This is a genomic window from Kitasatospora sp. NPDC041917, from assembly GCF_055589745.1.
This window is the reverse complement of sequence record NZ_JBVJBI010000021.1, coordinates 26,981-40,920: the sequence shown is the minus strand read 5'-3', so window position 1 is coordinate 40,920 and position 13,940 is coordinate 26,981. Positions and strand designations below refer to the sequence as shown.

Annotated in this window: 12 protein-coding genes; 10 read left to right on the top strand and 2 right to left on the bottom strand. The window is 73.4% G+C overall.

What is annotated here, in order from left to right:
* The first annotated feature begins 49 nt into the window (after positions 1-49).
* From hpnC to ACZ6EM_RS24455, 9 genes are all read left to right on the top strand, one after another.
* Positions 50-1,012, top strand: coding sequence for a squalene synthase HpnC (gene hpnC, locus ACZ6EM_RS24495; RefSeq protein ID WP_452177893.1), 963 nt, complete (start codon positions 50-52; stop codon positions 1,010-1,012).
* Between the two features lie 41 nt (positions 1,013-1,053).
* Positions 1,054-1,911, top strand: coding sequence for a presqualene diphosphate synthase HpnD (gene hpnD, locus ACZ6EM_RS24490; protein WP_380539628.1), 858 nt, complete (start codon positions 1,054-1,056; stop codon positions 1,909-1,911).
* A gap of 127 nt (positions 1,912-2,038) precedes the next feature.
* The gene (gene hpnE / locus ACZ6EM_RS24485; RefSeq protein WP_465773229.1) at positions 2,039-3,472 is read left to right on the top strand and encodes a hydroxysqualene dehydroxylase HpnE; all 1,434 of its coding nucleotides are present in this window, start codon (positions 2,039-2,041) and stop codon (positions 3,470-3,472) included.
* 236 nt (positions 3,473-3,708) lie between these two features.
* Complete coding sequence (locus ACZ6EM_RS24480; protein ID WP_380348844.1) at positions 3,709-4,797, top strand: polyprenyl synthetase family protein; 1,089 nt, start codon at positions 3,709-3,711, stop codon at positions 4,795-4,797.
* 151 nt (positions 4,798-4,948) lie between these two features.
* On the top strand, positions 4,949-6,886 hold the full coding sequence (shc, locus tag ACZ6EM_RS24475) for a squalene--hopene cyclase (RefSeq protein WP_359901739.1): 1,938 nt from the start codon (positions 4,949-4,951) through the stop codon (positions 6,884-6,886).
* Positions 6,883-7,563, top strand: coding sequence for a phosphorylase family protein (locus tag ACZ6EM_RS24470; RefSeq protein WP_401054292.1), 681 nt, complete (start codon positions 6,883-6,885; stop codon positions 7,561-7,563). The genes shc and ACZ6EM_RS24470 overlap by 4 nt, the downstream gene beginning before the upstream one ends.
* A gap of 2 nt (positions 7,564-7,565) precedes the next feature.
* Complete coding sequence (gene hpnH / locus ACZ6EM_RS24465; protein ID WP_401054291.1) at positions 7,566-8,594, top strand: adenosyl-hopene transferase HpnH; 1,029 nt, start codon at positions 7,566-7,568, stop codon at positions 8,592-8,594.
* 192 nt (positions 8,595-8,786) lie between these two features.
* A complete protein-coding gene (dxs, locus tag ACZ6EM_RS24460) occupies positions 8,787-10,697 on the top strand; it encodes a 1-deoxy-D-xylulose-5-phosphate synthase (RefSeq protein WP_465773228.1) in 1,911 nt (636 codons plus the stop codon).
* Positions 10,687-12,084, top strand: coding sequence for an aspartate aminotransferase family protein (locus ACZ6EM_RS24455; RefSeq protein ID WP_465773227.1), 1,398 nt, complete (start codon positions 10,687-10,689; stop codon positions 12,082-12,084). Before dxs ends, ACZ6EM_RS24455 begins: the two co-directional genes overlap by 11 nt.
* A gap of 128 nt (positions 12,085-12,212) precedes the next feature.
* Here the strand turns inward: ACZ6EM_RS24455 and ACZ6EM_RS24450 are convergent, their stop codons facing one another.
* Complete coding sequence (locus tag ACZ6EM_RS24450; protein ID WP_359901593.1) at positions 12,213-12,485, bottom strand: DUF6343 family protein; 273 nt, start codon at positions 12,483-12,485, stop codon at positions 12,213-12,215.
* 75 nt (positions 12,486-12,560) lie between these two features.
* On the opposite strand from ACZ6EM_RS24450, the gene ACZ6EM_RS24445 reads away from it, so the two are divergent.
* Positions 12,561-12,812, top strand: coding sequence for an I78 family peptidase inhibitor (locus ACZ6EM_RS24445; protein ID WP_380539533.1), 252 nt, complete (start codon positions 12,561-12,563; stop codon positions 12,810-12,812).
* Between the two features lie 145 nt (positions 12,813-12,957).
* On the opposite strand, the gene ACZ6EM_RS24440 is transcribed toward ACZ6EM_RS24445, so the two are convergent.
* Positions 12,958-13,620: a phosphatase PAP2 family protein gene (locus ACZ6EM_RS24440; protein WP_452177889.1), complete on the bottom strand. Its 663-nt coding sequence runs from the start codon at positions 13,618-13,620 to the stop codon at positions 12,958-12,960.
* Positions 13,621-13,940 lie beyond the last annotated feature (320 nt).

The following is a 13,940-nucleotide window of genomic DNA, read 5'->3' as shown; positions in this document are numbered from 1 at the left end:
CGGGGGAGTGACAGCAGTGTCGGCTTCGGCCCAGCCCAGAGATACGCCGGTGAACGGTTCCGCAGGACAGACCCTGGACAAGGCGGGCGCGGAGAACTTCCCCGTCGCCCCCTTCTTCCTGCCCGCGGCCTGGCGCGACGACCTGATGGCGGTGTACGGCTTCGCCCGCCTGGTCGACGACGCCGGCGACGGCGACCTGGCCGACCCGGCCGCCACCGCCCGCCTGCTCGGGGTAGAGCGGACGCCCCCCGCCACCCCTTCGGCCCAGCCCGGCCCGCCGACCCCGCAGGAGACCGCCTTCCGGCTCGCCCTGCTCGACGGACTGGAGCAGGACCTCGACCGGGTCTTCGAGACCGCGCTGCGCACCGCCGGCGGCTCCGGGGCCGGCGCCGACCGGCCCCGCCACCCGCTGCTGGACGCGCTCGTCCCGCTGGTCGACCGGCACGGCCTGACCCCCGAGCCGTTCCGCCGTCTGATCGAGGCCAACCGGGTGGACCAGACCACCGCCCGCTACGCGACCTTCGACGACCTGCTCGGCTACTGCACCCTCTCCGCCGACCCGGTCGGCCGCCTCGTGCTGGCCATCGCCGGCGTCTCCACCCCCGAGCGGATCGAGCTCTCGGACGCCGTGTGCAGCGGCCTCCAGGTGGTCGAGCACATCCAGGACGTGGCCGAGGACCTCGCCCACGGCCGGATCTACCTGCCCGCCGAGGACCTGGCCCGCTTCGGTGTCACCGAGGCGGACCTGGCCGCCCCCTCCGCCGACGGCGCGGTGCGCGAGCTGATCGCCTTCGAGGTCGAGCGGGCCCGCACCCTGCTCGACCGCGGCGCACCATTGGTAGGTACGGTTCGGGGGAGGCTTCGACTGCTCCTGGCGGGATTCACCGCAGGCGGCTACGCGGCCCTGGCGGCCGTCGAGGACGCCGGGTACGACGTGCTCGCCCAGCAGGCGAAGCCTGACAAGCGCCGCCTCGCAGCGAAGGCGGCGGCCATCTTCGCGAAGGGAAGGTGAACGCCCGAGTGGCGGTATCACCACTGGCGTCGGCCCAGGTCATGGCGGCGTACCGGTACTGCGAGGCAGTCACCGGACTGCAGGCGCGCAACTTCAGCTACGGCATCCGGTTGCTGCCCGAACCCAAGCGGCTGGCCATGTCGGCCCTGTACGCCCTGGCCCGCCGGGTGGACGACATCGGGGACGGCGACCTCCCGGACGACCGCAAGGCCGAGGCACTGCTGCGCACCCGGGAACTGGTGGACGAGGTCCGCTCCGGGGTCGTCGCCGAGGACGACACCGACCCGATCAAGGTCGCCCTGGCCGACGCGGCCCGGCGCTTCCCGATCCCGCTCGGCGGCTTCGACGAGCTGATCGACGGCGTCGAGATGGACCTCAAGGGCGCCGAGTACCAGACCTACGAGGAGCTGAAGGTCTACTGCCGCTGCGTGGCGGGCGCGATCGGCCGGCTCTCGCTGGGCGTCTACGGCTGCGACGACCCGGAGCTCGGGGCGCGCTACGCGGACACCCTGGGCCTGGCGCTGCAGCTCACCAACATCCTGCGCGACCTGCGCGAGGACGCCCTGAACGGCCGCACCTACCTGCCCGCCGAGGACCTGGTCCGGTTCGGCTGCGAGCAGGGCTTCGCCCTGCCGGAGCCGCCGGTCGGCGCGGACTTCACCGGCCTGGTGGCCTTCGAGGCCGCCCGCGCCCAGGCGGCCTTCGAGGAGGGCCTGCGGCTGCTGCCGATGCTCGACCGCCGCAGCCGCGCCTGCACCGCCGCGATGGCCGGGATCTACCACCGGCTGCTCGGCCGGATCGCCACCGACCCGGAGTCGGTGCTGCGCGGCCGGGTCTCCCTGCCGGGCTGGGAGAAGGCGTACGTGGCGCTTTCCGGGCTCGCCGGGGGGCGTTCTTGATTCTCACACCAGTTCTGTCACGCTGTGTCAGCGTGGAATCACGTGCGGGTAGTTCCGTGCCGACCGGACGAGTACCGGCTTCAGCGACCGCCTGCGGGCGGTCCACCGACTGCGAGGGGGAGGGCCGATGACCGGGCGAGCCGATGCCGCGCGCCCGGCCGCCGTCGTGGTCGGCGGCGGTCTGGCCGGGATCACCACCGCACTGCGCCTCGCCGAGGCCGGCCACCGGGTCACCCTCGCCGAGGGGCGGCCGCGGCTCGGCGGCCTGGCCTTCTCGTTCCAGCGCGGTGAGCTGACCGTCGACAACGGCCAGCACGTCTACCTGCGCTGCTGCACCGCCTACCGCGGCCTGCTGGAGCGGCTCGGCGCCACCCGGCTGGTCCACCTCCAGGAGCGCCTCGACATCCCGGTGCTCTCCGTCACCGGGCCGCAGGCCGCCCCGGTGCGCGCTCTCGGGCGGCTGCGCCGGGCCGGCCTGCCCGTCCCGCTGCACCTGGCCGCCAGCCTGGCCCGCTACCCGCACCTGTCCCCGGCCGACCGCGCCCGGGTGGTCCGCGGCGCGCTCGCCCTGCGGCGGCTGGACCTCGCCGACCCGGAGCTGGACGCGATCTCCTTCGGCGAGTGGCTGCGCCGCAACGGGCAGAACGCCGCCACCCAGGCCGCCCTGTGGGACCTGGTCGGCGTCGCCACCCTGAACGGCCGGGCCGACCAGGTGTCGATGGCGCTCGCCGGGATGGTGTTCAAGACCGGTCTGCTCTCCGACCCGGGCGCCTCGGACATCGGCGTCTCCGCCGTCCCGCTCGGCACGATCCACCACGACCGGGCGCTCGCCGAGCTGGAGCGGGCCGGCGTCCGGGTGCTGCTGCGGTCGCGGGTGGCCGAACTGAAGCCGGCCGCGCCGCAGCACGACGTCCGGCTGGAGAGCGGGGAACTGCTCACCGCCGACACCGTCGTGCTGGCCGGCGCCCAGGACAGCACGGCCGCGCTGCTGCCGCCGAACGCGATCCCCGGGCAGGACCGGCTGGCCGGCTTCGGCACCGCGCCGATCCTCAACGTGCACGTGATCTACGACCGCAAGGTGCTGCGCCGGCCGTTCTTCGCCGCGCTCGGCTCCCCGGTCCAGTGGGTCTTCGACCGCACGGCGCACTCCGGCCTGGCCGCCGCCCCGCTGGGCCGGGCCCACCCGGGCGCCCAGTACCTGGCGCTGTCGCAGTCCGCCGCGCAGGACGAGATCGACCTCCCGGTCGCCGAGTTGCGCCGCCGCTACCTGCCGGAGCTGGGCCGGCTGCTGCCGGCCGCGGCCCAGGCGGAGGTGCTGGACTTCTTCGTCACCCGGGAGCGCACCGCCACCTTCGACCCGGCCCCGGGCAACGGGGCGCTGCGCCCGTCGGCCCGTACCGACGTCGCCGGCCTGCTGCTGGCCGGATCGTGGACGGCCACCGGCTGGCCCGCGACCATGGAAGGGGCCGTGCGCAGCGGCCACGCCGCGGCGGACGCCGCGCTCGCCGTGGCCGGCACCCGGGTGCCGGTGGACCGCGGCGACGGGAGGTGGCCCAGGTGACGGCGGGCTCCGCCGCCGGAGAGCCCGCCAGAGCCGACGGGCGTACCGTCGAGCGCATCGGCGCAACCACCGGCCGCGGCCCGTCCGGCCGCACCGGCACCACCGACACCGGCACCACTGATATCGGCACCACCGACACCGGCACCATCGGCACCGGCACTCGATTCGACACCTGCCGCACTGCCGGCACCCGGCCGCCCCGTGCGGTCCGGCACCACGAGGGAGAGGGAACGCACGTGGAGTCACGCACCGGCTTCGCCGTCGGAGGCACGGCGCACGCCGAACCGGTCTCGGTGCCGGAGCTGCTCGCCCGCAGCCGTACGCTCTGCACCCCGCCGCTACGGGCCGCGGTCGCCCGTTTGGCCGCACCCATGGACACCGTCGCCGCCTACCACTTCGGCTGGATCGACCGGGACGGCACGCCGGTGACGGGGGACGGCGGCAAGGCCGTGCGCCCGGCGCTGGCGCTGCTGTCCGCCCGGGCCACCGGCGCGGCGGCCGAGGTGGGGGTGCCCGGCGGGGTCGCGGTTGAACTGGTGCACAACTTCTCCCTCCTCCATGATGATCTGATGGACGGTGACGAGACCCGACGGCACCGGGCCACCGCCTGGACGGTCTTCGGGCCGGCCCAGGCGATCCTGGTCGGCGACGCCCTGGCGACGCTCGGCACCGAGGTGCTGCTCGACGCCGCGGTGACCGGCGGCGCCAGCGCCACCGACGCCGCGCGTGCCGTCCGACTGCTCACCACGGCGACCCGCCGGCTGATCGACGGCCAGGCCATGGACGTCGCCTTCGAACAGCGCGACAGCGTCACGGTCGCGGAGTGCCTGGAGATGGAGGGCGGCAAGACGGCGGCCCTGCTGGCCGCCGCCTCGGCGATCGGCGCCGTCCTGGCCGGCGCCGACGACAAGGTCTCCGGCGCGCTCCAGCGCTACGGCCACCACCTCGGCCTGGCCTTCCAGGCGGTCGACGACCTGCTCGGCATCTGGGGTGCCACCGAGGTCACCGGCAAGCCGCACTGGGGAGACCTGCGCCAGCGCAAGAAGTCCCTGCCGGTGGCCGCCGCACTGGCCGAGGGCGGAGCGGCCTCGCGCCGGCTCGCCGAGCAACTGGCCGACCCGAAGGGACGCGGGGAGGAGAGCGAGCCCGAGCTCGCCGACCGGGCCGCGCTGATCGAGGAGGCCGGCGGCCGCGCCTGGACCCAGGAGGAAGCCCGCCGCCAGCACACGACTGCCCTCGCCGCCCTGGACGAGGTGCCCATGACCGACGAGGTGCGCGAGCACTTCGTCGCACTCGCCGAATTCGTGGTGGTACGAGAGAGGTGACGTTACGTTGACAGCAACCGCGGACGGCCGGCTCGACCCTGAGTACGATCCCGAGCCGGTCGCGGTGGGCGACCGCCCCCCGGCCCTGCTGGGCACGGGGCGGTGGCAGCCCGAGGACACCGACCAGCTCCGGCCGGCCGGTGGGGCGGACCTGCGGCCGGCCGACGCGCGGGAGGCCCTGGCCCGCGCCACCACCCACCTGCTCTCCCTGCAGTCGTCCGAGGGCTGGTGGAAGGGCGACCTGGAGACCAACGTCACCATGGATGCCGAGGACTTACTGCTCCGCCAGTTCCTCGGAATCCGCACCGAGGAGCTGACCCACGCCACCGCCGAGTGGATCCGCTCCCAGCAGCGCGAGGACGGCACCTGGTCCACCTTCCACGGCGGACCGCCCGAGCTGTCCACCACCGTCGAGGCGTACGTCGCGCTCAAGCTGGCCGGCGACGACCCGGACGCCCCGCACATGCTGGCCGCCGCGCGCTACGTCCGCTCCGCCGGGGGCATCGCGGCCGCCCGGGTGTTCACCCGGATCTGGCTCGCCCTGTTCGGCTGGTGGCCCTGGGACCGGCTGCCCGAGATGCCGCCCGAGATCATCTTCCTGCCCAAGTGGCTGCCGCTGAACATCTACGCCTTCGGTTGCTGGGCCCGCCAGACCATCGTCCCGCTGACCGTCGTCTCGTCCCACCGCCCGGTCCGTCCGGCCCCCTTCGCGCTCACCGAGCTGCACACCGACCCGAACGACCCGTACCCCCACCGGCCGCTCGCCCCCGCCACCACCTGGGACGGCCTCTTCGAACGCCTCGACAAGGCGCTGCACGCCTACCACCGCCGGGCCTTCCGCCCGCTGCGCCGACTGGCCGTCTCGCAGGCCTGCCGCTGGATCGTCGAACGGCAGGAGGCCGACGGCTGCTGGGGCGGCATCCAGCCCCCCGCCGTCTACTCGTTGATCGCCCTGCACCTGGAGGGCTACGAGCTGGAGCACCCGGTGGTGAAGGCCGGGCTCTCCTCCTTCGACCGCTTTACCGTGCACACCGAGGACGGCAAGCGCTGGCTGGAGGCCTGCCAGTCCCCGGTCTGGGACACCTGCCTGGCCACCATCGCCCTGGTCGACGCCGGGGTGCCGGCCGACCACCCGGCGCTGGTCTCCGCCGTCGACTGGATGCTCGGCGAGGAGATCCGCAAGCCCGGTGACTGGGCCGTGAAGCGGCCCGGGCTCGCCCCCGGCGGCTGGGCCTTCGAGTTCGAGAACGACACCTACCCCGACATCGACGACACCGCCGAGGTGGTGCTCGCGCTGCGCCGGGTCGCCCACCCCGATCCGGGCAAGGTCGACGCGGCGGTGGACCGGGGCGTGCTGTGGAACCTCGGCATGCAGTCCAAGAACGGCGCCTGGGGCGCCTTCGACGTGGACAACACCGGCACGCTGCCCAACAAGCTGCCGTTCTGCGACTTCGGCGAGGTGGTCGACCCGCCGTCCGCCGACGTCACCGCGCACGTGGTGGAGATGCTCGCCGAGACCGGCCGCTCCCGCGACCCCCGGACCAGGCGCGGCGTCGAATGGCTGCTGCGCAACCAGGAGGCGGACGGCTCCTGGTTCGGCCGCTGGGGCACCAACTACATCTACGGCACGGGCTCGGTGCTGCCCGCCCTGGTGGCGGCCGGCGTCCCGGACGAGCACCCGGCGATCCGCCGGGCGGTGCGGTGGCTGGAGGACCGGCAGAACGCCGACGGCGGCTGGGGCGAGGACATGCGCTCCTACGACGACCCGGCGCGCTGGGCCGGGCGCGGCGACTCCACCGCCTCGCAGACCGCGTGGGCGCTGATGGCGCTGCTCTCGGCCGGCGAGGGGCCGCAGGGCCGGGCCAACCCGGCGGTGGAGCGCGGCGTGGACTGGCTGGTGCGCACCCAGCTGCCCGAGGGCACCTGGGACGAGCCGCAGTTCACCGGCACCGGCTTCCCGTGGGACTTCTCCATCAACTACCACCTGTACCGGCTGGTCTTCCCGGTCACCGCGCTCGGCCGCTACCTCAACGGCGCCCCGGGCACGGGCCGGCCCGACGGCGCCCCGGCGATCGGGGCGGCCCGGTGACCACCGCGCCCCTGCTGGTGCTCTGCGCCCTGGGCCCCGAGGTCTGGGCCCTGCGCGGCGGTGACTGGCGCGGCGCGGTCGGCGGCTCCCCGGTACTGGTGCGCACCGGGGTCGGCCGGCGGCGCGCCGGGACGGCCGTCCGACGGCTGCTCGGCTCCGCCCCCACCGGCTACGGCGCCGTGGTGGTGGCCGGCTTCGGGGCCGCGGTCGGCCCCGGCGTCCTGCCCGGCGACGTGGTGGCCGCCGACGGCGTGCGCGACGCCGAGGGCCACCTGTACCCGGTCGACTCCGGCCCGGGGCTCACCCGGGCGCTGAAGGAGCGCGGCCTGACCGTGCACACCGGCGTCCACCACACCGCCGACCACGTGGTGCGCGGCATCGAACGGCGCGCCCTGCACCTCCAGGGCGCGCTCGCCGTCGACATGGAGGCCTCCGCCGTCCTGGCCGCGCTGTGCGAGGTGCGGCCCGCGCTGCCGGCGGCCGTCCTGCGGGTGGTGGTGGACACACCCGAGCACGAGCTGCTGCGGTTCGGCACCCTCCCGGCCGGGGTGCGTGCCTGGCGGACCCTGCGGGCGACGGTCCCCGCCCTGGTCGACTGGTACCGGCAGGAGCGCGCGCCCGGCTCCGCAGACCTGAACCACCCCACATCCTCGACGCTCCCCCAGGAGGCGAGCTAGCCATGGCCATGCCGTTGCGCCAGACCGTGCGGGTCGGCACCTACCTCATGCAGCAGAAGCTGTTCAAGCGCCGGGACAAGTTCCCGCTGATCGTGGAGCTGGAGCCGCTCTTCGCCTGCAATCTCGCCTGCGAGGGCTGCGGCAAGATCCAGCACCCGGCGGGCGTCCTGAAGCAGCGGATGCCCGTGGCCCAGGCGGTCGGCGCGGTCCTGGAGTCGGGTGCCCCGATGGTCTCGATCGCCGGCGGCGAGCCGCTGATGCACCCGCAGATCGACGAGATCGTCCGGCAGCTGGTCGAGCGCCGCAAGTACGTCTTCCTCTGCACCAACGCGCTGCTGATGCGCAAGAAGATGGACAAGTTCACGCCCTCGCCGTACTTCACCTTCGCGGTGCACATCGACGGCATGCGCGAGCGGCACGACGAGTCCGTGGCCAAGGAGGGCACCTTCGACGAGGCGGTGGCCGCGATCAAGGAGGCCAAGCGCCGCGGCTTCCGGGTCACCACCAACAGCACCTTCTTCAACACCGACACCCCGCAGACCGTCATCGAGGTGCTGGACTACCTCAACGACGAGCTCAAGGTGGACGAGATGATGATCTCGCCCGCCTACGCCTACGAGAAGGCCCCCGACCAGGAGCACTTCCTCGGCGTCGAGCAGACCAGGGAGCTCTTCCGCAAGGCCTTCGCCGACGGCAACCGCAAGCGCTGGCGCCTCAACCACAGCCCGCTCTTCCTGGACTTCCTGGAGGGCAAGGCCGACTTCGAGTGCACCCCCTGGGGCATCCCCAACTACTCGCTGTTCGGCTGGCAGCGGCCCTGCTACCTGATGGCCGACGGCTACGTGCCGACCTACCGCGAACTGGTCGAGAAGACCGACTGGAGCAAGTACGGCCGCGGCAAGGACCCGCGCTGCGAGAACTGCATGGCCCACTGCGGCTACGAGCCGACCGCCGTCCTCGCGACGATGGGCTCGCTCCAGCAGTCGCTGCGCGCCATCACCGAGACCGTCAGCGGCAACAAGGGCCGCTGAGACGGGAGCCGGCCCCCGGGTCGGCACCCCGGCCCGGGCACGCGCCCGGGCCGGCTCCGCCCAACCGGGCCGGGCCCGTTCCCGAACCGGGCCCGTTCCCGAACCGGGCCCGTTCCCGAACCGGGCCGGGCCCCGCGCCGCCCGGGCCGGCCGGAGGCGCCACCGCACCGCTCCGAGTCGTGAGGTGTACCCATGTCACTGCTCTCCCGCGTCACGTCGCCGGCCGAGCTGCGCAGGCTCCCGGCGGCCGAACTCCCGCTGCTCGCCGACGAGATCCGCGACTTCCTGATCGACGCCGTCACCCGCACCGGCGGCCACCTGGGGCCCAACCTCGGCGTGGTGGAGCTGACCATCGCGCTGCACCGGGTCTTCGACTCGCCGTACGACCGGATCGTCTTCGACACCGGCCACCAGAGCTACGTCCACAAGCTGCTCACCGGCCGCCAGGACTTCAGCCGGCTGCGGATGCGCGGCGGACTCTCCGGATACCCCTCGCGCGGCGAGTCCGAGCACGACCTGGTCGAGAACTCGCACGCCTCCACCGCGCTCTCCTACGCCGACGGCCTGGCCAAGGCCGCCCGACTGCTCGGCCAGCACGACCGGCACACCGTCGCGGTGATCGGCGACGGCGCGCTCACCGGCGGGCTCGCCTGGGAGGCGCTCAACAACATCGCCGAGGCGCGCGACCGGCCGCTGGTCATCGTCGTCAACGACAACGAGCGCTCCTACGCCAGGACCATCGGCGGCCTCGCCAACCACCTGGCCACCCTGCGCACCACCCAGGGCTACGAGCGCTTCCTCGCCCTCGGCAAGGAGGCCCTGCAGCGCACCCCGCTGGTCGGCCAGCCGATCTTCGACGCGCTGCACGGCGCCAAGAAGGGGTTCAAGGACGCCTTCGCCCCGCAGGGCATGTTCGAGGACCTCGGCCTCAAGTACCTCGGACCGATCGACGGCCACGACCTGGGCGCGGTCGAACAGGCGCTGCGCCAGGCCCGCAACTTCGGCGGGCCGGTCATCGTGCACTGCCTGACCGTCAAGGGGCGCGGCTACCGGCCGGCCGAGCAGGACGAGGCCGACCGCTTCCACGCCGTCAACCCGATCGACCCCTACACCTGCCTGCCGATCTCGCCCAGCGGCGGTGTCTCCTGGACCTCGGTGTTCGGGGACGAGCTGGTCACCCTCGGCGCCGAGCGGCCGGACCTGGTGGCGATCACCGCGGCCATGCTCCAGCCGGTGGGCCTGGCCCCGTTCGCCAAGGCCTACCCGGAGCGGACCTTCGACGTCGGGATCGCCGAGCAGCACGCCGTCACCAGTGCGGCGGGGCTGGCCACCGGCGGGCTGCACCCGGTGGTCGCGGTCTACGCGACCTTCCTCAACCGGGCCTTCGACCAGGTCCTGATGGACGTCGCCCTGCACCGGCTGGGCGTCACCTTCGTGCTCGACCGATCCGGGGTGACCGGGCCGGACGGCGCCTCGCACAACGGCATGTGGGACATGTCGATCCTCCAGGTGGTCCCCGGCCTGCGGCTCGCCGCACCCCGCGACGCCGAACAGCTGCGCGCCCAGCTGCGCGAGGCCGTCGAGGTCAAGGACGCCCCGACCGTCGTGCGCTTCCCGAAGGGGAACGTCGGACCCGCGGTGCCGGCCGTGGAGCGGATCGGCGGGGTGGACGTGCTGCTGCGCACCGGGCGGGTGCCGGAGATCCTGCTGGTCGCGGTCGGCACCACCGCCTCCGCCTGCCTGGACGCGGCCCGGCTGCTGCTCGCCGAGGGCTTCACCGCGACCGTGGTCGACCCGCGCTGGGTCAAGCCCGTCGACCCGGCGCTGCCCGAACTGGCCGCCGCCCACCGGCTGGTGGTCACCGTCGAGGACAACGGCCGTACCGGCGGCGTCGGTTCGGTCCTCGCCCAGGCGCTGCGCGACGCCGACGTGGACGTGCCGGTGCGGGTGCTCGGCCTGCCCCAGGAGTTCCTCGGCCACGCCTCGCGCGGGGAGATCCTGGAGGAGGCCGGACTGACCGGCACCGGGGTCGCCGCCCAGACCGCCGTCTTCGCCAAGAACCTGCTACCGACCCGAGGAGCGAACCCGCGCCATGCCGGCTGACCCAGACCGCCCCTTCGACCTCGCCGCCCTGATCGCCGAACGCGGCGGCGAGCGCTACGAGTTGCAGAGCCGATACCTCAATCCGCAGCTGCCGCGCATGCTGCACACCATCGGCTTCGACAAGTACTACGAGCGAGCCGAGGGCCAGTACTTCTACGACGCCGAGGGCAACGAGTACCTCGACATGCTGGCCGGCTTCGGGATCTTCGCGCTCGGCCGCCACCACCCGGTGGTGCGCTCGGCGGTCCAGCAGGTGATGGACCTCGACCTGCCGGACCTGGTCCGCTTCGACTGCCCGCCGCTGCCCGGACTGCTGGCCGAGCGGCTGCTGTCGTACGCGCCCGGACTGGACCGGGTGTTCTTCGGCAACAGCGGCACCGAGGCGGTGGAGACCGCGCTCAAGTTCGCCCGGTACGCCACCGGACGCCGGCGGATCCTCTACGCCGACCACGCCTTCCACGGGCTGACCACCGGCTCGCTCTCGGTCAACGGGGAGAACGGATTCCGCAAGGGCTTCGACCCGCTGCTGCCGGACACCGCCATCCCGCTCGGCGATCTCGGCGCGCTGGCCAAGGAGTTGAAGCGCGGCGACGTCGCGGGGCTGATCGTCGAGCCGATCCAGGGCAAGGGCGTCCAGGCTCCGCCGCCCGGCTGGCTGCGGGCCGCCCAGGCCCTGCTGCACGAGCACAAGGCGCTGCTGATCTGCGACGAGGTGCAGACCGGCATCGGCCGCACCGGCGAGTTCTTCGCCTACCAGCACGAGGACGGGGTCCTGCCCGACCTCGTCTGCGCGGCCAAGGCCCTGTCCGGCGGGTACGTGCCCATCGGGGCGACGCTCGGCAAGAGCTGGATCTTCGAGAAGGTGTACTCCTCGATGGACCGGGTGCTGGTGCACTCGGCCAGCTTCGGGTCCAACGCCCAGGCCATGGCGGCCGGGCTGGCGACCCTGGAGGTGATGCGCGACGAGCAGGTGGTGGAGAACGCCCGCAAGGTGGGCGACCACTTCCGTGAACGGCTGGCCGCACTGGTCGACACCTACGAGCTGCTCGCCGAGGTGCGCGGGCGCGGGCTGATGATCGGGATCGAGTTCGGCCGGCCCAAGTCGCTCAAGCTGCGCACCGGTTGGACCGCGCTCCAGGCGGCGCGCAAGGGGCTGTTCGCACAGATGGTGGTGGTGCCGCTGCTGCAGCGGCACCGCATCCTGACCCAGGTGTCCGGCGACCACCTGGAAGTGATCAAGCTGATCCCGCCGCTGATCATCACCGAGCGCGATGTGGACCGGTTCATGGAAGCCTTCACCGACATCATGGACGAGGCCCACCGGGGGAGCGGACTGATGTGGGACTTCGGGCGGACGCTGGTCAAGCAGGCGGTCGGCGGCCGCTGAGCCCGGGGCAGCGGGTGGCACGGAGTGGGAAGCCGGGGGCGTGGAGTGGGAGCCGGGGGCGTGGGAAGTCGGTGGCACGGAGTGGGAAGTCGGCCGGGCCGACTTCCCACTCCATGGGAGACACCACGTCAGAGCTCGGTCCGGCGACGCCGGATCACCACCACGAGATCGACGGCGGCGAACAGGGTCAGCAGGCCGCAGGCCACGGCGAAGCCGGTGAGGGTGCCCCGGCTGGGTGCGCCGTCGGCGGGGGAGGCGGCCGCCCAGAGCGCGAAACCCACCGTCGCCAGTGCGAACAGCGGCGTGAAGGTGAGCGAGAGCAGGTAGCGGAGCTTGAGATCGCTGCGGGCGGTGGCCGGCTCGGTGCCGCTGCGCCACCGTCGCGGGGTGGTGGTGCGCATGGCGTTCACCTCCTGACCACGCCGGTCGGGCTACGATTCCAGCGTACGTCCGAGGAGGCGAGCCGGGGAGGCGCGATGTCGGGTTCGGGCGCGGTGGGGGCGGGGTCCGGCGCGGCGGGTTCGGGCGCCGGTTCGGGTGCGGGGGGCCAGGACGGCGAGGGATACGCGGGGCTGCGGATCGAGCGGGCCCGGGAGCTGGCCCGAAGGCACGGCTGGGCGTCGGTCCGGGTGCTGGAGCCGGGTGACCTGATGACCATGGAGTACCGCCAGGGGCGGCTCAACCTCGCGGTGCGCAACGGTGTGGTCGAGCGCAGCTGGGAGGGGTAGGTCCGGCCCGTTCCGTCGGATCGGGGCCGGGTTCGGTTCCGGCATTCGGGGTTCGGCTTCGGTGCGGGCCTGGTGCGGGTCCGGTGCGGTCGGGGTTCGCCGTGGCTCCGGTCGGGCGTGACTCGGGTCGGGTGCGGTTTCGGGTTCAGCAGGGCAGGTGCCGACGGGCGAAACGCCGGTGGAGCCGCTGTTCGGCGGTGGCGACCAGGGGCTCCAGCAGTGGCAGCGAGAGCAGGACGAGCAGTCCGGCGGCCCAGCCGGCCAGGACGTCGGTGACCCAGTGGGTGCCCAGGTAGACCGTGGTCAGGCCGATCGAGCAGGCGGTGGCGGCGGCGATCAGCGCACCGGTGCGCCGCCAGCGGACGGCGAGGTAGGCGAGCACCCCCCAGGTGACCACCGCGTTGGCGGTGTGGCCGGAGGGGAAGATGGTGCCGCCGGAGAAGAGCTCGGGCGAGCCGACGTACTGGGCGTAGTGCGGGCCGAGCCGGCCGGTGACGATCTTGACCGCGCCGACGGTGACGTTGAGCAACAGCAGCGCGATGCCCATGACCAGCAGCGGGCGCAGCCGGCCGAGGCGGTGGGCCCGCCAGCCGAGCCAGCAGAAGGCGGCGATCGCCGAGGGTCCGCGTTGCCCGGCGACCACCCAGGTGTCGAGCAGTGGCTCCAGTCGGGGCCACCGCTCGTAGGGGCGCAGCAGTCGGACCGACCAGTCGAGGTCGACCAGCTCGGTGTTGAGCAGGACCCCGGCCAGTACCAGCAGGTAGCCGGCGAGGGTGACGGCGAGCAGGGCGGCCTGCCGTCGGCTCATCGGGGGCCAGCCGGGTTCACCGGGGCCGGGGCCGGCCGGGGGGAGGGCGTATCCCGGGGTGGTGGGGCGTTCCCGGCGGTCGGGTTCGGCGGTGCGGCGCTCCGGCCTCTGGCGCGGAATGGGAGCGGGGGTACTTCTGGATTGCACGGGGTGACCTTACCCAGCCGGACAGGGCTATTCCGGTGGTAATTGTCATTTTCCCGGGAAATCGACAATTGGGTCGATCGGGGCTGGCTCGGGGGGTGATTTCCACTATTCCAGGATCGAAAGTCCGTGTGGTCGTCGAATGATTCTGCAAAAGCCCCGGTAAAGCAGGAGGA